Source organism: Providencia sp. 21OH12SH02B-Prov, assembly GCF_027362595.1.
In the GTDB taxonomy this organism is placed as follows: Bacteria; Pseudomonadota; Gammaproteobacteria; order Enterobacterales; family Enterobacteriaceae; genus Providencia; species Providencia zhejiangensis.
Genome location: NZ_CP114796.1, coordinates 2,034,312 through 2,057,314, shown reverse-complemented (window position 1 = coordinate 2,057,314; position 23,003 = coordinate 2,034,312). Strand labels below are relative to the sequence as shown.

The window sequence follows — 23,003 nt, the reverse complement described above, 5'->3', positions numbered from 1 at the left end:
ATCTTTGCTAAGACTTCCCAATCAACAATGATAATATTCCCGCGGCAATAAGAGGACCGACAGGCACACCACGAAATAGCGCCACGCCAATCACCGTACCCACTAATAAACCTGCCACTGTTGAGGGTTGGTGTGACATTAATGTCACACCTCGGCTACCTAGCCAAGAAACTAAAATCCCTATCACGATAGCCAGCAGTGATTTCCAGTTTAAAAAAGAACCTAATACATCTTGTGCAGAGATTTTACCGCTTGCAATAGGGGCCATAACGCCAATTGTTAAGATTAAAACCCCGATCGTTAAACCATATTTTTCTACCCAAGGGAAAAAATTATTTAAAGGCGTTATACGTACGACTAAAAGAAATAACATCGCTAGTGTCACTGTCATATTATGACTAATGATCCCAAGACCCGCTAAAACTAATAAAATTATCAAAGTAGGATCAACCTGACTCATATCATATTCCCTGTAAAAAACGCTATTTTTTGCTTATAAGGATCGCTAAAAATAAAAAGTAACGCCTATGTTATTGGCTCCCCGAATAAGAATCAAACCTAAGCGTATATTATTATTGCCCAATATATGCCTGAAATAACGTTTTAACAGGCTCACCACCTATCGCTATTATTTTATTTTTGAAATTTAAGGACGTCAGTTCAGAGAGTAATCGCGTTTTTTATGATGGGGCTCATCGGCAATAAACACTGTGGCTTGTTTAGAAGCATCAATGTGCCCTTTCTCAATTTTATACGGATGTACATGCCAAAAAACACACTCGCAATCTTTTGGCACTATCCATTCGTTATTGGTGTTTTTATTTAATAATGTACCTTCGCATTGTGGCTGACTAACCTGCGACTTTAGGCCCCAAACCTCTCCTCTAACGATGAGTTTTTGCTCATGGCCAGTTTTAGGTAAATCAATAGAAAATGTTAACATCCCCTCAGATGAAAAATCTTGCATCGTATAATGCGTTTTCGCTAACGCATGATTCAATCCTATACATAAGCAAATAGTAGTTATCGTACACTTTAGCTGTGGCACTGAAACCTCTCTCAAGGGGGTTTTAATAATCCATTCAGTGCTTAATATAAAGCGACTTCCCACTCTTCATAGGGGGGTTCCACATTAAAGGATGCATCACAATAACTGCGAATATAATCAGTTGCTCTTTTTTGTGCGTGAATAAAATTCAAAACTTCCCCTGCTTCATCAATTTCAAGGGTATTGATAAAAATAGCGTAGGCTTGTTCAATTGCACTGGGCTCTTCACCATAAAGAGATAAGTAATCAACCCCCTCAAGCATAACGTGTGAACCACTGGCCATAAAATAACTAAACGTCCTTATGGCGCTGCTAACACTTTCACTAAGTTTCATCCACTCCCCTTAAATGTTGTTTTTAGCCGAAAAGGTGTTACAGCTGTTGATATCTCCCGTTTCAAACCCTTTTTTAAACCAAAAATAGCGTTGTTGAGACGTGCCATGCGTAAAGCTGTCAGGGATAACACGGCCTTGGCTTTGTTGTTGCAGCCTATCATCACCAATGGCTTGCGCGGCATTCAACGCCGATTGCAGATCCCCATCATCTAATATGCCTTCTTTGTCCATATTATGTCCCCAAACTCCCGCAAAACAGTCGGCCTGTAACTCAAGTTTGACAGATAATTTATTGGCTTCTTTTGTGCTCATGCCTTGCTGTAATCGTCTCACCTGCTGCTCAATACCTAATAAGTGTTGGACATGATGACCAATTTCATGAGCGACAACATACCCTTGTGCAAATTCACCACCCGCACCTAATTTAGTTTTCATGTCATTATAAAATGAGAGGTCGATATACACTTTACTGTCTGCTGGGCAATAAAATGGGCCCATAAAGGCTTTACCTTGACCACATGCTGTTGAGGTGCCGTTGCGATAAATAACGAGCTTTGGCTGCTGATACTGTTTACCTAATTTTTTGAATTCTGACTGCCATATGTCTTCAGTGGAAGCCAGCATCACTGACGTAAAATCTGCCAGCTGTTCTTCTTGTGGACTAATCGCTCTTTTTTGTGCTTGCTGAGATGATGGGTTACTAATAGGTTCACCTGTAATTAAACCTGTCAGGTCAACACCATAGTAACCGGCGACCACAATAACAATCAGGATCACAAGGCCACTTTTTCCGCGTAGAGGAATACGCATTCCACCACCAGTATTGCGATAATCACGAGGGGTATTTTCGGATCGTCTATCCTCGATATTGTTACTACGACGACGGTCTTGCCAACGCATCGTTACCTCCATAATGAGTTAATAAATTGTTAACCCGTAGTTTAAACCTAAAAATGGCATAACTTGATTAATTATTTTTATTTGCACATCGTCATCACACGCAAATAGATAAATGAGCCCACTGAATTAACACAGATATTCGCGATATTAACCTTACAAATAAAATGGTTATATTACCCCTTAGACGTTTATTCTTTACTTAACATAAATTAAGCCTACTTTTAATCAAACGATCACGATAAAACAGTTTGTTGCTGATATCTCATTGATTGTTACTTACAATACCAGCAGATAACTATAAAATTATTATAATTAACTTTATCACTGCGTTTCTATTAATAGAAAAACCATATCATATTCAAATTATAAGTATATTTAGGATCATAAGCATGAATGCAGCTCGGCTTCCATCTTCTGGCGCGCGTTATTTCGCCCTTCGCTTGCAGCCAGACGATGATGTCATTCCAACATTACGTAATTTTATTCAACAAAATCAATTGAAAGCCGCTTTTATTGCGGGCTGTGTTGGTAGCTTAACCCAAGTTAATCTACGTTTTGCAGGAAGAGAAGAAACCCAGCAGATCATGGGTAAGTATGAAGTCGTTTCTCTGATCGGCACCTTAGATGCGACGAGTGAACATTTGCATTTAGCTATCTCAGATGAAAATGGTCATGTTCAAGGTGGGCATATGATGAACGGTTGTACCGTGAGAACAACCTTAGAATTAGTCATTGGAGAGTTAGATAACATCACCTTCACTCGAGAATATTGTCAATTATCCGGTTATGACGAACTCATTGTTACCCAACGCCACAACCATCATGATAAATAACGGGTTAATCCACTAAGGATCGAAATTTCCATGTCTAAATCACCTATTCTTTCAAGTCGTACTTTGGTACTTATTGTTTTTTCAATCGCCATTAATATGTTAGGTGGACAAATCAGCTCCATGATTAAGCTGCCTATCTTTCTTGATTCGATCGGCACGTTGATCTGTGCATTGTTAGCCGGACCATGGATTGCGGTATTAACAGGGTTATTAACCAATTTATTATGGGGATTGCTAAGTGGCCCTATTGCAGCAGCATTCGCACCCGTTGCTATGATGATAGGTCTTAGTGCTGGTTTGCTCGCTCATGCAGGGCTATTCCGTACATTACCGCGCGTTATTCTGTCTGGCGTGATTATTACATTGGCGTTGATGCTAGTTGCCGTACCAATTCGTACCTACCTGTTTGCTGGCACAACGGGTAGCGGTGCGGATTTCTTTGTCGCTTATTTCCATGCTGTTGGGGAAAACTTACTTGAGTCTGTCGCTATTACTGTCTTAGGTGCCAATATCGCGGATAAAATTCTTTCTGCATTAATCGCTTGGTTGTTAGTACGCCGCTTACCGTTACGTGCACAACAGAATTTTCCGCATATGGCTCGAGTCAGATAAGTATGCACCCTTTTACGTCGCTAACATTATGGCTTTGGTTGAGTATCAGCGTAGTGCTGCTGCCGTTTGGCTGGCCATTAATCACAATCAGTTTAGCCAGCTTCGCTGCTTTGCTGATTTGGCGACAGGCTCGCTATCGTTGGCGGTTTGTGTGTTGGTTTATGCTACCAATGGCGTGTGGCTTATGGTTGATCCATGGCGGATGGCTAGCCTATTGGCTGACTGGTGAATTTACAACAACACCCCAGCAACAAAAAGCGCTTACTTTATGGTTTCAACTATTCGCCATTATGAGTAGCGCACAGCTGTGGTTACAATACGTACCAACTGAAAAATTTATTCGAGCACTGTTCGCCAGCCGATTGCCCAGCAGCTTTTCATATTTATTCGCTGGGCCATTACTCTTTTTGGAACAATTACGTCAGCAATTAGCGAGCATTAAGGAAGCTCAGCTCGCAAGAGGCGTTCCCCTTGATGGTCATCTTTGGCAACGATTGATTTCATTACCTGCTTTATTATTGCCTCTCATGACTCAAACATTGAGTGAGATGGCAATTCGTGGCGCGGCATTAGATATGCGAGGCTTTCGTTCTGTCAGTCATCGCACAACTCTAGATGCCCCTAAAGACAGTACGATGCAAAGTATTTTCCGTTATAGCCTTCTAATGGTCATTGTCATTGAAGGAGGGATCCGCTGGTGGTGGTAAATTTACAGCAATTGGTTTTCATACCTAGCAATACCGAGTTTTCTCCTCTCGGACCTGTCGATATCCAATTGTCCGCAGGTCAGTGGCTTGCGGTATTTGGTGGTAATGGTAGTGGCAAAAGCACGTTAGCTCAGCTTCTTTGCGGTTGGTTTCCTGAGCTGCTCACAGGCAAGCTTGACGGTGTCGCTGAAGTCTTATCACAACCAATATCGAATAACCATTTGGCTGCACTCAGTAGTCAAAGGCAGTTGGTTCAACAAGCACCACAACTTCAATTATCAGGATGTGGATTTAGCGTAGAACAAGAAATTGCCTTTGGCCCTGAAAACCTTGGATTACCTGAAGAACAAATTAGACAACGAGTCTATGACGCTATGCGGTTAACTCATAGTGAGAGACTTCGTGACCGCCACCCAAACTCTTTATCAGGAGGAGAAGCGCAACGTGTTGTGATTGCCTGTGCCCTTGCAATGCAACCTAAACTGCTCTTATTGGATGAAGCCTTCAGTCGTTTAACGCCAAAAGCCACACAAACCATGTTACTCAACTTAAAACAGTATTCTCAGCAAACAGGTTGCAGTGTGATTTTATTCGAACGTAACCTGCTTCCTGCGATCAGCTTTTGTGAACAATTAATGTTATTAGCGCATGGCAAGGTGATTGCTAGCCATGACAAAACGCGTGTTTTTACTGCGGCGCAACCGACTATTAATATGCCTGATGCTTGGCGTGTTTTGGGTCACTTAATGAAGCAAAACCATTGGCAAGCCGCACTCCCAACTGACGATAACGCTTTGCTGAATGCCTTTAAGGATTACCATGATAGTCGTTGATAACCTAGAATACCGTTGGCCTAATGCCATGCATGCGACGATCTCTCAATTGACACTCACGATAAATACTGGTGAAAGTGTTGCACTCGTGGGGGATAATGGCGCTGGCAAATCAACACTATTGCGGCTTGTTGCAGGATTATTACGTCCAACACAAGGACAAATTCAGGTTAATTGTCACAAGCTTTCAGCGCTCAACGCCATGCAACGAGCCAATCAAATTGGTATTTTATTTCAAGAAGTTGAAAAGCAAATCTTTCATAGTCGTGTGAAAGATGAAGTTGCCTTTGGGCTTCGTCGTCAGAAATTATCTCAACAAGAGATTAATGAACGCACCCTAAAAACACTGAAAAGTGTTCATCTGCAAGATGTGGCAGATAGCCACCCTCTCGATTTAAACGCGGGTCAACGACGAATGGTTGCCGTCGCCTGTTTGAGTGCTGTTGCCCCTAAAATTCTCTTATTAGACGAACCTACTCGTGACTTTGATGCATGTTGGTTGAGCCGTTTTGAACAGTGGCTCGCCTTACAGCAATCGATGGGAACAACAATACTTGCCATTAGCCATGATCTTGATTTTGTCGCACGTAATTTTAAGCGAGCTATCCACTTATCTGCGGGAACCGTGATTGCTGATGGCCCTCCGGAACATACGTTATGCCACCCTGATTTACAGCCTGATTCGGTCTTACCCGCCCCAACACTTTATTCATTGAGCAATGCACTTGGTCTTGAACGAGAAAACGATCCTAAATGTTGGGCTAACAAATTTATTGCCAAGTCATCGACATTTATCGGTACTCACGTGATTTCGATTGATTAAACGACGCCAATATCCATAAACTGTCCACGCTGGCTAGCCTAAAAATAATAGCTTTATTCCCATTCAATAAGACGGAGAACATTATGCACACGATTAAAGCTATCTATGTAATATTTATTCTAGCATTTTCCCTTGTGGGCTATGCTTCAACAAACCCATTAACGGCTATCACCGCTGGCATGACGCCACAACAAGTGGTCTCTATTATGGGATCCCCTGCTGACTCAGCGACACAGCAAGATGCCACTCTACTGCTCTATACAAAACATTTTACAATGACGTCTTCCACCTCCTTCACCATCCAACATTTTATTTTTATTGATAATAAACTAGTAGAGTATGGTGAAAAGAATGAAAAAATGCGCCAGACGGCCTTTACACGCCACCCAGCGGCTGAACAGCTAAAATTATGGCTATCCGAACAAGGTAAACCCGTTAACCTATCAGCGACAGCGGGCTGCCAACGGTTAAACCAGCAATCTAATTGCACGAATCAACAATAAATCCCCAAAAAAAAGTCGCTCTTATATGAGCGACTTTTTAGTGACGGCTTTAATTGTTCATTAATCGAGTTCTACGCCAATACGACGAGCCACCTCTTCATAAGCTTCAATCAAGCCACCGAGGCTTTGACGGAAACGGTCTTTATCCATTTTATTTAAGGTTGCTTTATCCCATAAACGGCTACCATCTGGAGAGAACTCATCGCCAAGAACCACTTGACCTTTAAATAAGCCAAATTCAAGTTTAAAATCAACCAAGATCAACCCTGCATCGGCAAAAATCTTTGATAATACTTCATTCGCTTTATAACTTAAGCGCTTCATTTCCGCCAAATTTTCTTTGTTTACCCAGCCAAAAGTTTCACAATAGGACTCATTAACCATTGGGTCATGTTTTGCATCATCTTTTAAGAATAAGTCAAACAGTGGCGGGTTTAACACCATCCCTTCTTCAACACCAAGACGTTTAACCAAAGAACCGGCTGCTCGGTTGCGAATAACACACTCTACCGGCACCATATCCAATTTTTTGACTAGTGCTTCAGTATCAGAAAGCAACGCTTCCATTTGCGTTGGGATACCGGCTTCTTCCAGTTTGCTCATAATAAAATGGTTAAACTTATTGTTTACCATCCCTTTACGCTCGAACTGCTCGATTCGCTCTCCATCGAGTGCTGATGTATCATTACGGAATTCCAGAATTAAAAGGTCAGGATCCTCAGTGGTATAGACCGTTTTCGCCTTACCACGATACAACTCAGCTTTCTTTTGCATCTTACACACTCCAGAGATGGGATTATTCAATTAGGATATCAACCTGCAAAATGACACCCGCAGATTCAGATAAGTAACCGCAGAAGGGGTTAAATCTGCTCTCTACCGTTACTTATCTGCTCTGTTTTGATAAGTGATTGAATAAATGCATCTAATTCTCTAACTAACTGATATTAAATATTTTATCTACCTCACCTATTTATGATAATAAAATTCACGTGTAGACGCAAACGATTACTTAAGCTTAAACACTGGTTTTTTGTCCATTGACAGCGAATTTTAAAATTCAGGTTTTAAAGAAGTCATCAAGGTGGCTCTTTTTATGCCGTTGACCATGAAGAGAGTTAAGACAGGATTGTGAGTTATAAAAAAAGCCGTGACCCAATATCGCTGGATAACGGCTTGATAAGTCAGAAAAAATTACTTATTACCCACTTTACTGAAAGCGGCTTTCAAGGCAGCAACCATATCATCATTTTGTTTCTGAGTTAATGGTACACCTTTGGTGTTGATAAACTGTAGGCTACTACGGTTATTCAAATCACCCACTTGAATTTTATAATCTGCTTCAGGAATGGAAGGATCATCAATACCTAAATTCTGCCATTCGGAACTACTTAGCCCCTTATAGGTGACCATAACAGAACCATTTGAACGGCTACGGTCACCCACCTTCATACCAACGCTTTCGAGAGTACGTGGTAAACGTTCCCAAACTGCATCAAATGGCGCACGTACGATAACCACAGGTAAACCTGTAGAATCACTACCTGATTGAACATCAATGATGCCATAAGCACTTTGAATGCTGTTTTTATTCGAGGTATCACGTAGTGCGTACAGGCTCTCAGTTAATTCATTCAACAATAATTTATTGTAACGCTGAATTTCGGCCTGATCATTAATCGACTCGGTACCTTGGCGCAAGCCTAAGTTGGTGACAGTCAATGCGATCATCCCGCCTTGCGGCTGAACAGTCACTTTATGACGACTTTCTAACGGAACATCTTCGTCTGCACGTTCCCATTTCACCCAATCGGTTTCAATCGCGTGCGAACCATCATCCTTAGAAGAAACAGGAATATTACGTTGTTCCAAAATCATTGCGACTTGTGACCAAAGCGCACTATTTTCAGGTGTATTCTCAAGCAACAAACGGCTTGCTTCAGCGCTATCTTCAGTACGTGAACCCGCGAGTTGCGAGATAGACAATACTGGAGGGCGAATATCAAGTGCTTTACCTACTGGGCCCGATGAGGTGACTTTAGGGATTTCATATTCACCATTTTGCAATGGTAATGTCATTCCCTGAGGTATATTTAACACTTTCAATGGCGCGGCATCGAGATAGTCTTCGTTACCGCTGACCTGACGTTTATAGCGCTGATCGCTGGAGCAGGCTGCCAGTAACACAACGAGTGACAGGCCAGCAACCTTCATAACCTTCGATTTTTGCAATAGTGTTGCCATTAAAATTCCCTAAATTTTACAGTAACCCAGCGAGTTTCAGGGCTTCTTCCACTTTTTGTTGACCGGCTGCGGTTAACGGTGTCATTGGTAACCGTAATGTATCGTCAGCAATCAAGCCAAGGCGGTGGCAGCCCCACTTCGCTGGAATTGGATTAGGCTCAACAAATAACTGATGATGCAAACCCATCAGACGTTTGTTTAATTCACGAGCCTCAGTATATTTGCCCGCAAGCACTAAGTCACACATTTTTACCATTTGTGCGGCAGCAACGTTAGCAGTAACAGAAATAACGCCCTGACCGCCCAACTGCATGAAGTCAAGTGCGGTTGCATCATCACCAGTGAGCAGAACAAAATCGTCATTAACCAGTTCTTTGATTTGATGAACCCTTGCTAAGTTCCCTGTCGCCTCTTTAATTGACACAATATTCGCCAATTTAGCTAAGCGCCCCACTGTTTCTGGTAATAAATCACATCCTGTGCGTGATGGTACATTATAGAGAATTTGAGGCAAGCTCGTGTTTTCTGAAATTGCTTTAAAGTGTTGATACAAGCCTTCTTGTGAAGGTCTATTGTAATACGGTGTCACTGTCAGGCAGGCAACCACTCCGGAATGTTCAAACTCTCTTGTCAACGAGATAGCTTCTGCGGTCGCGTTCGCCCCTGCTCCAGCAATAATAGGAATACGCCCATCGGCAAGTTCCAACGTGGTGTGAACGACTTCAACATGTTCTTTATGCGTTAAGGTTGCCGACTCACCTGTGGTCCCAACAGAGACAATGGCGGAGGTACCGCTCTCAACATGGTAATCAACCAATTTTTTCAAGCTTTGCTTATCCAAACGCCCATTTGAATCCATTGGTGTAATTACTGCAACAATACTGCCAGTTAAAAACGCTTTATAGTTTGTGTTTGAATGAGACATAGCTATACCCCCTAAATAGTTTAGTCTCCATGGTACTTTTTCATTTGAAAGAAGAAAACCACCCAACCACAGGTTTTTAATGAATTTTGTTAATACCGCCATGAATAACTTAAACAGAAGTAATAATTCTCGATCATTCTTCGCAAGAGTGAATCTGCCTACTTGGCAGATTCTCATTTTTATGGTTTCCTTACCGATATCAACAAGCAGATTTTATGCTTGGAATCTTGAAGCTAAAAAGTGGATCTGCCAATTAAAAATAAGGAACAGACTTTGCCTAAGACAGAACAGCAATTTCTTGTGATTACTGCGCTAGGAACCGATCGTCCGGGCATTGTGAATACTATTACACGTCTTGTGAGCGAGTGTGATTGCAATATTGAAGACAGCCGATTAGCCATGTTTGGTAAGGAATTTACCTTTATTATGATGCTTTCCGGTAGTTGGAACGCGATAGCCCAAATTGAAGCTATTCTACCGCTGAAAGGGGCCGAACTTGATCTGTTGATTGTGATGAAGCGTACACAAAGTGTACAAACAACCGATTATCCATCAACAGTCACAGTGAACGTTATGGTTGATGATGCACCGCGTATCGTAGAACAATTTACGAATTTATTCACAACTCAACAATGTAATATCGCGGAGCTTGTGTCAAAAACACAACCCGCAAACAATGGTATGCCGGCTCAGCTCGAAATTCAAATTACAGCGCATCATCCATTGGATGATAATGGCATAATTATAAAGAATAAATTTCAACAACTATGTACAATACTCAATGCAAAAGGCAACATAAGCATTGTTAATAATCCTAAAATGCAGAGTTAACGGAGATATATGTAATGAACCCATTGAAAGCCGGTGATAAGGCGCCTCAATTTAGCCTTCCTGACCAAGATGGTGAAATCATCAATCTTTCAGATTATCAGGGTCAACGCGTATTAGTTTACTTCTACCCTAAGGCCATGACCCCAGGATGTACAGTCCAAGCATGTGGTCTGCGTGACGAAATGGATACACTTAGACAAAAGGGTGTTGAAGTTTTAGGCATTAGCACAGATAAACCCGAAAAATTGTCTCGTTTCGCTGAAAAAGAAATGTTGAACTTCACACTGCTCTCAGATGAAGATCATCAAGTTTGTGAACAATTTGGTGTTTGGGGTGAAAAACAGTTCATGGGGAAAACTTATGATGGCATCCATCGTATTAGTTTCCTTGTTGATGCAAATGGAACTATTGAACATGTATTCGATAATTTCAAAACCAGCAATCACCATGAAATTGTTCTCGAATACATAAATAGTCACGCTTAATATTTTACCTGATAGGGTTGTTAAGCTTTACACAACCCTCTCTTCTTTCTCCAGCAACCTTAATCCTACCGCGCAAAAGACAGGACAATCAAAAACTAACGATGATTGTTCATCTGAACAGTACCAACACCTCTATTCTTCGCTGAACGCGAAACAAAGATAGAGACAGCTTATTGCTATGATATTCAAATTCATCCCATTCATGTTCCGGCATTATCGACAGAGAGGACAAGACAATGAATCTCGATGAATAGCCAACCAAACAACAAAAATAAACCGGTTACTGCTCCCGTTGGAGCAATAACCTCTTTAGCGTCAGCAAGCGTAACTCGATATAGGTTAATCTAAGCCAGATTGAACCGATAAAATCATGAACAATAACGCTTCCACAATCCTGTTTTATTGTTGCAGTTGCTGTTGATATAAATGGTAATTTTCTGCATCGAAGCACATGAAAATGACTTTCATCGGCAACGCATGAGCGGCAAGATAATTTACGACAGTTTCGCAAGCAACCTGTGCAGCTAATGCCTTAGGAAAACCATAGATCCCAGTGCTAATATTGGGAAATGCGATAGTCGCGACCTTATACTGGCTGGCCAATTGTAAGCAGGATAAATACGCATTTGCTAATACCTGTGTTTCACCGTATGTTCCGTCTTGCCATACCGGCCCTACCGTATGAATAACATATTTAGCAGGCAAACGACCCGCTGTCGTTATAACTGCATGCCCAGGTTTACACCCTCCCTGTTTAGCTCTAATTTGGCGGCATTCATCAAGAATTGCACTGCCTCCTGCACGGTGAATAGCGCCATCGACGCCACCACCGCCTAATAAAGAACTATTCGCTGCATTCACGATAGCATCGACGGTAACTTTAGTGATATCACCTTGTTGTAACTCGATATTAGCCGGCATTGTCGCCCCTTCACTCCAGTTTAGCTTGGTTTTCCGTTGTTTCTTCAGGCCAGACGTTAATCACCGCTTTGATCAATGTGGCTAACGGTATCGCAAAAAATACGCCCCAAAAACCCCATAATCCCCCAAAAATCACTACCGATAATATAATCACAAGCGGATGAAGATTCACGGCCTCAGAAAAGAGTAGCGGAACGAATAAATTACTGTCTAACCCTTGAATAACAAGGTAAACAATGATTAGCGACCAAAAATCACTGCCGATCCCCCATTGAAACAACGCCACAAGAACCACTGGGATGGTTACCGCCACGGCACCAATGTAAGGGATCAATACCGACACCCCGACCAGTACCGATAATAACACCGAATAACGCAAGTCAAAGTAAGCGAATCCCGCATAGGTACAAACGCCAACAATGATCATCTCAGTGACTTTACCACGTAAATAGTTGGTAATTTGTTGGTTCATTTCTATCCATACTTTCCCCACCAATAAACGGTTTCGTGGAAGGACTTTTTGGACACTATTAATGATTTTTTGTTTATCTTTTAATAAGAAAAATGTCATTAGAGGCACAAGAACGGTATAAATAGCTAAAGTAAATACACCGATTAAAGAAGCCACCGACATTTTCACGACGGATTCCGCCATCCCTGACAAACGACCACGTAAATTATCAGCCATCATATCAATGATACCCGCGTCAACTAAAGCCGGATATCGTTCAGGTAAGGTTTGTGCGAATTCGTTAAAACGATTTACCATATTTGGCAAATCCCCTACCAGATTAATCCCTTGTTGCCATGCCGTTGGTGCAATAATTAAAATGACCATGGCACTAATTCCCGCAAACAAGGTCAAAATAATCGTAACCGCAACAACACGAGAGCAACCAATACGCTCAAGTAAATGTGTCGGCCATTCAAGTAAGTAAGCTAAGGCGATAGCGACCAACAACGGAGCTAATATATTGCTAAAGAAAAAGATGATACAGAAGCCAACAATGAGCAACGTAAACAACGCAACAGCCTGAGGATCAGCAAAGCGTCGCCGATACCATTGTAATAGCATTTCCAACATATATAGCTCCTTGGGAAGTGATGCTTTAAAGACAGTTCCTAAATTAGCGAAAATTATACCAATTAACAGACATTTCGATAGCTTTTGCTATCATGGATTAAGCTGAAAATTAATCGTTGTACGGGATGCAATTTTTTCATGAATAAAAAACTGAAAAATCCACTTCTAGTTTTATTGATAGCAGCGTGCGTCAACGGCGCGACATTCCCCGCATACAGTGCCGTTGAGGACACGCTTCCTGACATCGGTACGACCGCTGGCGGTACGCTGAGTATCAACCAAGAAATTATTATGGGTGATGCGATCACGCGCCAAATTCGTGCAAGTACCCCGTTGATATATGACCCTCTCCTCAATCAATACATCAATAAGCTCGGTATGCGATTAGTCAAAAATGCGGATTCCGTTAGAACACCTTTTAAGTTCTATTTAGTGAATAATCCGAACATTAACGCTTATGCCTACTTTGGTGGTAATGTCGTATTGCATTCAGCACTTTTTCGTTACAGCCAAAACGAGAGTCAACTTGCCTCTGTGATGGCTCACGAAATCTCTCACGTGACGCAACGCCACCTTGCACGTATGATGGAAGACCAAAAAAGTACCACACCGCTTGCTATAGCTGGCACTATTGGTTCACTCTTATTGGTCATGGCAAACCCACAAGCCGGATTTGCGGCCTTAACAGGAACAATGGCCGGCGTTCAGCAAGGTATGATCAGCTTTACTCAAGCTAACGAGCAAGAAGCAGACCGCATCGGCTTACAAACACTAAGACGCGCAGGCTTTGACCCTCATGCTATGGCTGACTTTATGCAAACCATGTCAGACCAAACTCGTTACATGTCAAAGCCACCTGAAATACTGTTAACGCACCCATTACCCGATAGCCGTTTAGCGGATGCGCGTAACCGCTCTAATCAGTATCCCAAACTCACCGTACCGTCTTCCGATGATTTTATGTATGCACGAGTGCGTATCTTATCAATGTATACAGCGGGACAACAGCATGCCCTTGACCAAATTCTTGAAAATTATAGTCAAGGCACGGCGCAAGAACGCATGGCCGCGGACTACGGTAAAGCATTAAAATTATCACAAGATAAAAAATATGCTGAGGCAACTAAAATCATGGCGAGTTTGCTGGAAAAACAACCCGATAACCCATGGTTTATCGATAGTATGACCGATTTAGATATTGAACAACGTCGTTCATCCCAAGCCGTGACCCGCTTACAAAACGCATTGAAAAAATCGCCTAATAACCCTGTATTACAAATTAACCTTGCCAATGCGTTAATTAATAATAAACAGTATCAAAATGCGAGTTCTTTGCTGAATAAATATACATTCAATAATCCTGACGACCCAAATGGGTGGGATCTATTAGCAGAAACGTCCGCCAAACAAGGCAAACGGAATGAAGAGCTGGCCGCCTATGCGGAAGGAATGGCATTACGGGGTAACTATGATAATGCGATCAATTATCTTAGCGAAGCCAGCCGTAAAAGTCGTTTAGGCAGCTATGAACAGCAACGCTATGATGCACGTATTGATGAATTAAGAAAGTTACAATTAAGAGACAGTAAAGCCAAACCGTAAGGAAATGATGACCATGACGGACACAATAACCATTTATCATAATCCACGTTGTTCTAAAAGCCGTGAGACCCTAGCCCTATTAGAATCCAATGGGGTTGCACCGACTATCGTCGAATACTTGAAAAATCCGCCTAGTGTTTCTCAACTAAAACAATTGTTAAAGGCGTTAGGCTTTGCAGATGCTCGCCAACTCATGCGCACGAAAGAAGAGTGCTATAAAACGCTAAATTTAGGGGAAACCACTTTAACGCAAGAACAACTCATTCAAGCCATGCATGAAAACCCAAAACTGATTGAGCGCCCTATTGTTGTCAAAGGCAAACAGGCAAAACTAGGACGTCCACCCGAGCAAGTCCTTGAGCTTTTATAAGGATACAAAAAAGGCAGCTAAGAGGCTGCCTTTTTATAACTGGAGGATATCTTTGACAAAAGGAATTGTCAGTTTACGTTGTGCAACAATTGATGCATGATCCAGTTTGTTCAAAATATCAAATAACGTCCCCATTTTTCTGTCTAGACGTTTTAACACAAAGCGACATACATCTTCTGGTAATTCAAAACCACGCATCCTAGCGCGTAGCTGCAACGCACAGATTTTGTCTTCATCACTCAGTGGATGCAGTTTATAAATTTGCCCCCAATCTAGACGAGAGGCTAAGTCAGGAAGAGAAAGTTCAATTTGCCTTGGTGGCCTATCACCCGTGATCAACAAGCAGGTACGACCGATTTCTAAAATACGGTTATACAAATTAAAAATCGCCATTTCCCATTCAGGATCACCCGCAATACACTGAATGTTATCGATACAAACCAAAGAAAGGTGTTCCATACCTTCCAAAACTTCAGGAACAAAATAGGCACGTTTATCGAGTGGTACATACCCTACCGCCATATCTTGTTCGGAAAGTTCAGCGCAAGCGGCATGCAATAGATGGCTTTTTCCTCCACCTTCACGAGACCAGTAATAAATATAGCTACCGTGGGGTTGATTAATGGCGAGTTTAATCGCAGACAACAACGCTTCATTTTCGCCTGCATAAAAGCTAGCAAACGTTTCATCATCAGGTAGATAGAGTGGTAGTGAAAGTTGCGATGGCGTGTTCAGAAGCACCTCTGGCTGTGCAAAACAATTAACAGTAGAAAGTTTACCATAAATTTCAAGCATAAATGAACAAGAAGAAACTCAATTGCCGATGCTTTCATCACATCGGCAATTGCAGAATGCTTTTATTTCTTAGACTGGTGAGTCTCTATTTCTTCAAGGTCTGACGTTACAAATTGTTTTTCAGGGCGCACAAAAGTAATAAAACGGAATACTAAAGCCATCACAATACCAACAATTGTTGCTAAGGCCATGCCTTTCAGTTCCGCTTGACCGATATGGATCACCGCCCCACTGACACCAATGATTAAGATGACAGAGGTTAGGATTAAGTTTTGCGGTTTATTATAATCAACCTTCGAGTCAATAAGAACACGAATACCGGACGCACCAATGACACCATAAAGTAATAATGAAACCCCACCCATGACAGGTACTGGCACTAACTGAATCGCAGCGGCTAATTTACCTACACACGAAAGCAAAATAGCAATCACAGCCGCACCACCGATAACCCACGTACTGTAAACCTTAGTAATTGCCATGACCCCGATATTTTCACCATACGTGGTATTCGGTGTTGAGCCAAAAAAGCCAGAAATGACAGTAGAAAAACCATTTGCAAACATAGAACGGTGCAAACCAGGATTTTTCATTAAATCACGCTCAACAATATTTGCCGTCACAACTAAGTGACCGACGTGCTCAGCAATGACAACTAACGCAGCAGGTAAGATAGTTAAGATAGCGAACCATTCAAAACGTGGTGTATAAAAAGTCGGTATTGCAAACCATGGCGCTTCAATGACAGGTGTAAAATCCACGATCCCCATAAAATAAGACAACGCATATCCCGCCAAGAAACCAATTAAGATAGGAATAATGGATAAAAAGCCGCGGAAGACAACAGCACACAACACGGTCACCACCAGTGTGGTAATCGAAATGATTAAGGTACTTGAATCGACTGGAGCGCCTTCTTTAGGCAACAAACCCGCCATTCCCGCGGCTGTTTGTGCTAATTCGAGGCCGATAACCGCAACAATGGCGCCCATTGCCGCGGGTGGAAACATAACATTTATCCAACCTCGACCCGCAACTTTGACAATTAACGCCACAATACAGAATAAGACACCACAAATAATAAAGCCGCCTAATGCCAATTCATAACCAAGAGGTAGCAAAATCATCACGGGTGAAATAAAAGCGAAACTGGAACCTAAATACGCAGGAATCTTCCCTTTACAGATAAATAGATAAAGTAAGGTGCCAATACCGTTAAACAACAAAATCGTTGCTGGGTTAACACCAAACAAAATAGGTACAATCACTGTCGCGCCAAACATGGCAAATAAATGTTGAAAACTTAGCGGTATGGTTTGTAGTAGTGGTGGCCTTTCTTCAACACTAATCGCACGACGTGTCATTTTTTCATCCCCTTAATGCATTTTTATCATCAAAAAAAAGCCGACTTCTAAAGTCGGCTAATTATTATTTAGTACCAAATATCTTATCGCCAGCATCACCTAGCCCAGGAACAATATAACCATGTTCATTTAGGTATTGATCAATGGACGCGGTATAGAGCTCGACATCTGGGTGAGCTTCTTCAAGTGCTTTAATCCCTTCAGGTGCTGCAACCAGCACTAATACTTTAATTGATTTACAGCCCGCATTTTTCAACAGGTCGATCGTGGCGATCATTGACCCACCCGTTGCCAGCATTGGGTCAACAACCAAAGCCATACGCTCATCAATATTGGAAACTAATTTTTGGAAGTAAGAGACAGGTTTAAAAGTTTCTTCATCACGATACACACCGACAACACTGATTCGAGCGCTTGGAATACTTTCTAGAACGCCATTCATCATGCCGATACCTGCACGGAGAATAGGTACAACAGTGATTTTTTTCCCTTTAATTTGCTCTATTTCTACAGGACCACACCAACCTTCAATGGTAACTCTCTCAGTTTCTAGGTCAGCGGTTGCTTCATAAGTTAGTAGGCTACCAACCTCTGAGGCCAGTTCACGAAAGCGTTTGGTGCTTATATCATGATCTCGCATCAGGCCGAGTTTATGTTTAACGAGAGGGTGTTTTACCTCAACGATCTTCATGGAATTCTCCTACTATTTTAGACGTCAGCGCACAAAAAAATCGCGGGATTATACCTCTTTTTATGGAAGATGCCACTATGCCATGTTTGATTGATGTCAAAACAATCAGAAATAGCTTATTTTTAAACTCACCATTTCACTCAATATGCCAATAGCACATTCCACTACCTTGAACCGAATAACCGCATGCATGCAATGAAATATATTCAATAAAATCACAATGTAAAATTATAGATGCTCAATCGCATTTTACCTTATGTAAACGGTATAAATATTTGCAACAAGCATTCCCCCATAAACACTAAAGCTTCATTTCGCTACGATAAAAAACACGATGATGATTTCATTCATAAAGCTATCGCAAACGTTTGCTTAGCCTGTTAGAATAGCGTTTATTGAAGTCTATTTTTCCAAAACACAATTGCCTTGGGGGCCGTAGTGACTGATAAAACCTCTCTCAGCTATAAAGATGCCGGTGTTGACATTGATGCAGGTAATGCATTGGTTGAACGTATTAAAGGCGTAGTGAAAGAAACTCGCCGACCAGAAGTTATGGGAGGATTGGGAGGGTTTGGTGCGTTATGTTCCCTGCCACAAAAATACCGGGAACCTGTGTTAGTTTCAGGTACAGATGGCGTTGGTACTAAACTGCGCCTTGCAATGGATTTAAAACGCCACGACACGATCGGCATCGACTTGGTCGCTATGTGCGTTAATGACTTAATTGTACAAGGTGCCGAACCGCTATTTTTCTTAGATTATTACGCAACAGGCAAGCTGGATGTTGATACCGCAGCAAGTGTGATCACAGGTATCGCAGAAGGTTGTAAACAATCAGGTTGTGCCCTTGTCGGGGGAGAAACCGCGGAAATGCCCGGTATGTACCACGGTGAAGACTATGATGTTGCTGGATTCTGCGTTGGTGTTGTTGAACGTTCCGAGATCATTGATGGTAGCAAGGTTAGTGCCGGTGATGCACTGATCGCATTAGCATCAAGTGGCCCCCACTCTAATGGTTACTCATTAGTACGTAAAATTCTTGAAGTGAGTCAAACCGACCCAGAATCAACAGACCTTGAAGGTCAATCACTGGCTGACCACCTATTAGCACCAACACGTATTTATGTAAAAAACGTCCTTGAGCTGATTGAAAAATGTGATATCCACGCAATCGCACACATCACTGGCGGTGGTTTCTGGGAAAATATTCCTCGTGTATTGCCTGAAAATACACAAGCACAAATTGATAAAGCGAGTTGGCAATGGCCTGCGGTATTCAATTGGTTACAAAAAGCAGGCAGTGTGACAGATCACGAAATGTATCGCACCTTTAACTGTGGTGTCGGCATTATTATTGCCTTGCCACAAAATGACGTTGATGCGGCACTCACGCTGCTCAACGGTTTAGGTGAAAAAGCATGGCAAATCGGTTCTATTGCTCAGCTTCCTGCGGGTGAAGAACAGGTTGTTATCCGCTAATGAAAAAAATTGTTGTTCTTATTTCAGGCAGCGGCAGTAATTTACAATCGCTGATTGATGCGACGTCCAATGGCCTTCAGGCGCAGATAGTGGCTGTCATCAGTAATCAACCCGATGCTTATGGGTTGATTCGTGCACAAAAGGCAGGGATCCCTGCCTTAACGCTAAGTGCAAAATCATTGGCAAGTCGTGAAGAATATGACGCTGCATTGATGGCAATGATGGATGGATATCAGCCTGATTTAGTGGTGCTTGCTGGGTTCATGCGCATCTTAACGGCGGACTTCGTGAAACATTACGCGGGAAAAATGCTGAATATTCACCCTTCTCTATTACCGAAGTACCCCGGATTACATACCCACCGCAAGGCAATAGAGAACGGCGATAGCGAACATGGGACTTCCGTGCATTTTGTCACTGAAGAGCTAGACGGCGGTCCTGTGATATTACAAGCCAAAGTGCCTATTTTTGCAGAGGATAGTGAAGAAGCGGTTGTAGAGCGAGTGAAAGCGCAAGAGCACAATATTTATCCACTTGTTGTGCAATGGTTTATCGATGACCGTTTAGTCATGAAAGATAATCTTGCTTATTTAGATGGTCAATGTTTACCACCACAAGGCTATGCAAATGAATAGCCTAATCACTGTCCAACGCTAGACCATGACATTCACTAAGGGCAAAGAGAGATCTCTGCCCTTTTTGTTGGATAAGCCACTCTATCCGCGACAAAGTGCGTTAATCTTCACCACTTAGTAGAGCCTCCTGCTTTGTGTCATTATTTTATCGTAAATTAGTGGTATCCTTATTGGTTAAGAGTGAAAATAATTCGTGGCATTTATTTGTCTTTATGACTTAAAAATATCGATAGTAGATGCGTATCTTTTAAATAGAATTGAGGTGTTATATGACGACCGGGCAAGTTCATCCGTTTAGGTTGCGCCCACTTGAACGTGAAGATTTAGCGTTTATCCATCAACTTGATAATAATGCCAGTGTTATGCGTTACTGGTTTGAAGAGCCTTATGAAGCTTTCGTTGAGTTGAGTGATCTCTATGATAAACATATTCATGACCAATCTGAGCGGCGCTTTATTGTTGAAAATGACAGTGAAAAAGTTGGCTTAGTGGAATTGGTCGAAATCGATTATGTTCACCGTCGTTCTGAGTTTCAGATTATCATTGCTCCGAGCCACCAAGGCCATGGCTACGCAACACGTGCAGCTAAACTCGCAATGGACTATGCTTTCTCTGTTCTCAATTTATATAAACTTTACCTCATCGTGGATAAAGAAAATATCAAAGCTATCCACATATACAATAAACTGGGCTTCCATACGGAAGGCGAGCTTATCGATGAGTTTTTTGTCAATGGTCGCTATCATACCGCGATCCGCATGTGTATTTTTCAACACCAATACTTTGCAAGCAAAGCTCAGTCTGCAAACCCTGAAAGTGTTGTTAATCCACATGCCACAATTAAGCAGCACGTTTAAGGTAAGGTAATTATTCATCCTTAAGTTTATCTATTCCTACAATATGGAGCAACGATGTCCCAAGAACGTCTATACCACGAAAAAGAGCTAAGCTGGCTTGCTTTTAACGAACGGGTTTTACAAGAAGCAGCAGATAAGCGAAACCCTCTTATCGAGCGTATGCGTTTTTTAGGTATTTATTCCAATAACTTAGATGAATTCTACAAAGTCCGTTTTGCCGATGTAAAACGTCGTATCTTAATTAACGAAGAGCGCGGCTCCGCCAGCGGCGCTCGTCATTTACTTAAACGTATTCAAAATAAAGTTGCTAAGCAGGATCAAGAGTTCGATATTTTGTACAACGACCTCTTGCTTGAAATGGCTCGCAACCAAATTTTCTTAATTAACGAACGGCAAATATCCCCTCGCCAACAAATTTGGTTACGCCAATATTTTCGTCAACACTTGCGTCAACATATTACGCCAATCTTGATTAATCCCGATACTAACTTGGTGGAGTTCTTAAAAGATGACTACACCTACTTAGCTGTTGAGATTATTAATAGCAGTAATGTGCAATATGCACTCTTAGAAATTCCGTCAGATAAAGTTCCTCGGTTTGTTAATCTGCCACCCGAAATGCCAAAACGCCGCAAATCGATGGTTCTGATTGATAATATTTTACGTTACACCTTGGATGAAATTTTTAAAGGATTCTTTGATTACGACGAATTAAATGCGTATTCCATGAAAATGACCCGTGATGCAGAATATGATATCGCGACAGAAATGGAATCAAGTTTACTTGAAATCATGTCATCAACACTCAAACAGCGGCTCACGGCTGAGCCTGTGCGTTTCGTCTATCAGCGTGATATGCCTGACGAAATGGTCGCTGTACTACGTGAAAAATTAGGTTTATCGAATGACGACTCCGTGATCGCTGGCGGCCGTTATCACAATTTTAAAGATTTTATTAATTTCCCTAATGAAGGAAATAAAAGTCTACTCAATAAACCTTTACCTCGGCTGCGTCACCGCTGGTTTGACAATTTCCGTAACGGCTTTGATGCCATTCGCGAACGGGATGTTTTGCTCTACTACCCTTATTATACTTTTGAGCACACATTAGAACTGTTAAGACAAGCTTCTTTTGACCCGAGTGTCTTATCAATAAAAATTAATATTTATCGTGTTGCCAAAGACTCACGCATTATTGATTCCATGATCCATGCGGCCCATAACGGTAAAAAAGTCACAGTGGTGGTTGAGTTACAAGCCCGCTTTGACGAAGAAGCCAATATTCACTGGGCCAAGCGACTCACAGAGGCTGGGGTACACGTTATCTTCTCGGCTCCTGGCCTAAAAATTCATGCCAAGCTATTTATTATTTCACGCATGGAAGAAGGTCAAATTATTCGATATGCCCATATCGGAACAGGTAACTTCAATGAAAAGACGGCTCGTCTTTATACCGACTATTCATTACTCACTGCGAACGAGCAAATTACCAATGAAGTTCGCCGCGTGTTTAGTTTTATTGAAAACCCATACCGTCCTGTCACTTTTGACAATTTAATGGTTTCACCACAAAACACACGCCTCAAGCTCAATGAACTCATTGACCAAGAAATGGCGAATGCCCAAGCCGGTTTACCAAGCGGCATTACGTTAAAAATCAATAACTTGGTTGATAAAGAGCTGACCGACAAGTTGTATGACGCCTCCAATGCTGGCGTCAAAATTCGTTTATTAGTCAGAGGGATGTGCTCACTCGTTGCTGGGCAACCTGGGTATAGTGAAAATATTCAAGTCACCAGTATTGTTGATCGCTTTTTAGAGCATGACCGTGTTTATGTATTTACGAATGCAGGTGATGAAAAAGTCTTCATTTCATCGGCTGACTGGATGACCCGTAATATTGATTATCGGATTGAGGTGGCCGTCCTCCTAGTGGACTGTCGACTGAAACAGCTAGTTTTAGATATCCTTGAATTACAATTTAACGATACCGTTAAGGCGCGTTATGTTGACAAAGATCTCAGTAATCATTATGTTCCCCGCGGTAATAAGCGCAAAATTCGGGCGCAACTTGCTGTTTATGACTATTTGAAATCACTAGAAACGCCTGAGACAAGGTCTTAATA

Annotated in this window: 25 protein-coding genes and 1 pseudogene; 14 read left to right on the top strand and 12 right to left on the bottom strand. The window is 41.9% G+C overall.

The window, feature by feature from the left end; all coding sequences use genetic code 11:
- Nucleotides 1–7: 7 nt before the first annotated feature.
- The 4 genes from O7C57_RS09795 to ypfJ form a co-directional block, all read right to left on the bottom strand.
- Nucleotides 8–460, bottom strand: a complete 453-nt coding sequence (locus tag O7C57_RS09795) for a DUF441 domain-containing protein (RefSeq protein ID WP_154624981.1) — start codon at nucleotides 458–460, stop codon at nucleotides 8–10.
- A gap of 195 nt (nucleotides 461–655) precedes the next feature.
- The gene (locus O7C57_RS09790) at nucleotides 656–967 is read right to left on the bottom strand and encodes a hypothetical protein (RefSeq protein ID WP_154624982.1); all 312 of its coding nucleotides are present in this window, start codon (nucleotides 965–967) and stop codon (nucleotides 656–658) included.
- A gap of 122 nt (nucleotides 968–1,089) precedes the next feature.
- Nucleotides 1,090–1,383, bottom strand: coding sequence for a DUF7677 family protein (locus O7C57_RS09785; protein ID WP_154624983.1), 294 nt, complete (start codon nucleotides 1,381–1,383; stop codon nucleotides 1,090–1,092).
- 9 nt (nucleotides 1,384–1,392) lie between these two features.
- The gene (ypfJ, locus tag O7C57_RS09780; RefSeq protein WP_154624984.1) at nucleotides 1,393–2,283 is read right to left on the bottom strand and encodes a KPN_02809 family neutral zinc metallopeptidase; all 891 of its coding nucleotides are present in this window, start codon (nucleotides 2,281–2,283) and stop codon (nucleotides 1,393–1,395) included.
- 389 nt (nucleotides 2,284–2,672) lie between these two features.
- Here ypfJ and O7C57_RS09775 point away from each other — a divergent pair, with 389 nt between their 5' ends.
- The 6 genes and pseudogenes from O7C57_RS09775 to O7C57_RS09750 all read left to right on the top strand — a co-directional run bounded on the left by O7C57_RS09775 (nucleotide 2,673) and on the right by O7C57_RS09750 (nucleotide 6,594).
- Nucleotides 2,673–3,116, top strand: coding sequence for a PPC domain-containing DNA-binding protein (locus O7C57_RS09775; RefSeq protein ID WP_269723955.1), 444 nt, complete (start codon nucleotides 2,673–2,675; stop codon nucleotides 3,114–3,116).
- Nucleotides 3,117–3,146: 30 nt separating this feature from the next.
- A complete protein-coding gene (locus tag O7C57_RS09770; RefSeq protein ID WP_154624986.1) occupies nucleotides 3,147–3,728 on the top strand; it encodes an ECF transporter S component in 582 nt (193 codons plus the stop codon).
- 2 nt (nucleotides 3,729–3,730) lie between these two features.
- The gene (locus O7C57_RS09765; RefSeq protein ID WP_154624987.1) at nucleotides 3,731–4,435 is read left to right on the top strand and encodes an energy-coupling factor transporter transmembrane component T; all 705 of its coding nucleotides are present in this window, start codon (nucleotides 3,731–3,733) and stop codon (nucleotides 4,433–4,435) included.
- Nucleotides 4,426–5,268, top strand: a complete 843-nt coding sequence (locus O7C57_RS09760) for an energy-coupling factor ABC transporter ATP-binding protein (RefSeq protein ID WP_250000417.1) — start codon at nucleotides 4,426–4,428, stop codon at nucleotides 5,266–5,268. The genes O7C57_RS09765 and O7C57_RS09760 overlap by 10 nt, the downstream gene beginning before the upstream one ends.
- Nucleotides 5,269–5,338: 70 nt before the next feature.
- Nucleotides 5,339–6,091, top strand: a pseudogene (locus tag O7C57_RS09755) (energy-coupling factor ABC transporter ATP-binding protein); the annotation flags it as partial.
- Between the two features lie 83 nt (nucleotides 6,092–6,174).
- Nucleotides 6,175–6,594: a hypothetical protein gene (locus tag O7C57_RS09750; RefSeq protein ID WP_250000413.1), complete on the top strand. Its 420-nt coding sequence runs from the start codon at nucleotides 6,175–6,177 to the stop codon at nucleotides 6,592–6,594.
- A gap of 60 nt (nucleotides 6,595–6,654) precedes the next feature.
- Here the strand turns inward: O7C57_RS09750 and purC are convergent, their stop codons facing one another.
- The 3 genes from purC to dapA form a co-directional block, all read right to left on the bottom strand.
- Entirely contained in the window at nucleotides 6,655–7,368 is a 714-nt protein-coding gene (purC, locus tag O7C57_RS09745; RefSeq protein ID WP_154624991.1) for a phosphoribosylaminoimidazolesuccinocarboxamide synthase, read from the bottom strand.
- Nucleotides 7,369–7,788: 420 nt separating this feature from the next.
- On the bottom strand, nucleotides 7,789–8,838 hold the full coding sequence (gene bamC / locus O7C57_RS09740) for an outer membrane protein assembly factor BamC (protein WP_154624992.1): 1,050 nt from the start codon (nucleotides 8,836–8,838) through the stop codon (nucleotides 7,789–7,791).
- Between the two features lie 16 nt (nucleotides 8,839–8,854).
- Nucleotides 8,855–9,763 (bottom strand): 4-hydroxy-tetrahydrodipicolinate synthase, encoded by a 909-nt coding sequence (gene dapA, locus O7C57_RS09735; RefSeq protein ID WP_269723953.1) that lies wholly within the window; start codon nucleotides 9,761–9,763, stop codon nucleotides 8,855–8,857.
- A 273-nt stretch (nucleotides 9,764–10,036) separates the two neighbouring features.
- Between dapA and O7C57_RS09730 the strand changes: the two genes are divergently transcribed.
- Together O7C57_RS09730 and bcp are read left to right on the top strand one after the other, a co-directional pair.
- Nucleotides 10,037–10,594 carry a glycine cleavage system transcriptional repressor gene (locus O7C57_RS09730; protein WP_154624994.1) on the top strand — a complete coding sequence of 186 codons (558 nt, stop codon included), beginning with the start codon at nucleotides 10,037–10,039 and terminating at the stop codon, nucleotides 10,592–10,594.
- A 14-nt stretch (nucleotides 10,595–10,608) separates the two neighbouring features.
- A complete protein-coding gene (gene bcp / locus O7C57_RS09725) occupies nucleotides 10,609–11,079 on the top strand; it encodes a thioredoxin-dependent thiol peroxidase (RefSeq protein ID WP_154624995.1) in 471 nt (156 codons plus the stop codon).
- A 399-nt stretch (nucleotides 11,080–11,478) separates the two neighbouring features.
- Here bcp and O7C57_RS09720 read toward each other — a convergent pair whose 3' ends face one another.
- Both O7C57_RS09720 and O7C57_RS09715 read right to left on the bottom strand, forming a co-directional pair.
- The gene (locus O7C57_RS09720) at nucleotides 11,479–12,000 is read right to left on the bottom strand and encodes an O-acetyl-ADP-ribose deacetylase (protein WP_154624996.1); all 522 of its coding nucleotides are present in this window, start codon (nucleotides 11,998–12,000) and stop codon (nucleotides 11,479–11,481) included.
- 10 nt (nucleotides 12,001–12,010) lie between these two features.
- Nucleotides 12,011–13,084, bottom strand: coding sequence for an AI-2E family transporter (locus O7C57_RS09715; RefSeq protein ID WP_154624997.1), 1,074 nt, complete (start codon nucleotides 13,082–13,084; stop codon nucleotides 12,011–12,013).
- 138 nt (nucleotides 13,085–13,222) lie between these two features.
- On the opposite strand from O7C57_RS09715, the gene O7C57_RS09710 reads away from it, so the two are divergent.
- Complete coding sequence (locus tag O7C57_RS09710) at nucleotides 13,223–14,686, top strand: tetratricopeptide repeat protein (RefSeq protein WP_154624998.1); 1,464 nt, start codon at nucleotides 13,223–13,225, stop codon at nucleotides 14,684–14,686.
- Nucleotides 14,687–14,699: 13 nt separating this feature from the next.
- Complete coding sequence (gene arsC, locus O7C57_RS09705; RefSeq protein ID WP_163861448.1) at nucleotides 14,700–15,056, top strand: arsenate reductase (glutaredoxin); 357 nt, start codon at nucleotides 14,700–14,702, stop codon at nucleotides 15,054–15,056.
- A gap of 33 nt (nucleotides 15,057–15,089) precedes the next feature.
- Here arsC and hda read toward each other — a convergent pair whose 3' ends face one another.
- From hda to upp, 3 genes are all read right to left on the bottom strand, one after another.
- Nucleotides 15,090–15,797 (bottom strand): DnaA inactivator Hda, encoded by a 708-nt coding sequence (gene hda, locus O7C57_RS09700; RefSeq protein WP_196713477.1) that lies wholly within the window; start codon nucleotides 15,795–15,797, stop codon nucleotides 15,090–15,092.
- A gap of 116 nt (nucleotides 15,798–15,913) precedes the next feature.
- A complete protein-coding gene (uraA, locus tag O7C57_RS09695) occupies nucleotides 15,914–17,215 on the bottom strand; it encodes a uracil permease (RefSeq protein ID WP_154625001.1) in 1,302 nt (433 codons plus the stop codon).
- Between the two features lie 64 nt (nucleotides 17,216–17,279).
- Entirely contained in the window at nucleotides 17,280–17,906 is a 627-nt protein-coding gene (upp, locus tag O7C57_RS09690; RefSeq protein ID WP_154625002.1) for a uracil phosphoribosyltransferase, read from the bottom strand.
- A gap of 438 nt (nucleotides 17,907–18,344) precedes the next feature.
- Here upp and purM point away from each other — a divergent pair, with 438 nt between their 5' ends.
- The 4 genes from purM (at nucleotide 18,345) to ppk1 (ending at nucleotide 23,001) form a co-directional block, all read left to right on the top strand.
- A complete protein-coding gene (purM, locus tag O7C57_RS09685) occupies nucleotides 18,345–19,385 on the top strand; it encodes a phosphoribosylformylglycinamidine cyclo-ligase (protein ID WP_163861446.1) in 1,041 nt (346 codons plus the stop codon).
- Entirely contained in the window at nucleotides 19,385–20,020 is a 636-nt protein-coding gene (gene purN / locus O7C57_RS09680; protein ID WP_154625004.1) for a phosphoribosylglycinamide formyltransferase, read from the top strand. Before purM ends, purN begins: the two co-directional genes overlap by 1 nt.
- A 269-nt stretch (nucleotides 20,021–20,289) precedes the next feature.
- Complete coding sequence (gene speG, locus O7C57_RS09675; RefSeq protein WP_154625005.1) at nucleotides 20,290–20,877, top strand: spermidine N1-acetyltransferase; 588 nt, start codon at nucleotides 20,290–20,292, stop codon at nucleotides 20,875–20,877.
- 54 nt (nucleotides 20,878–20,931) lie between these two features.
- A complete protein-coding gene (gene ppk1, locus O7C57_RS09670) occupies nucleotides 20,932–23,001 on the top strand; it encodes a polyphosphate kinase 1 (protein WP_269723952.1) in 2,070 nt (689 codons plus the stop codon).
- The last annotated feature ends 2 nt before the right edge of the window (nucleotides 23,002–23,003 follow it).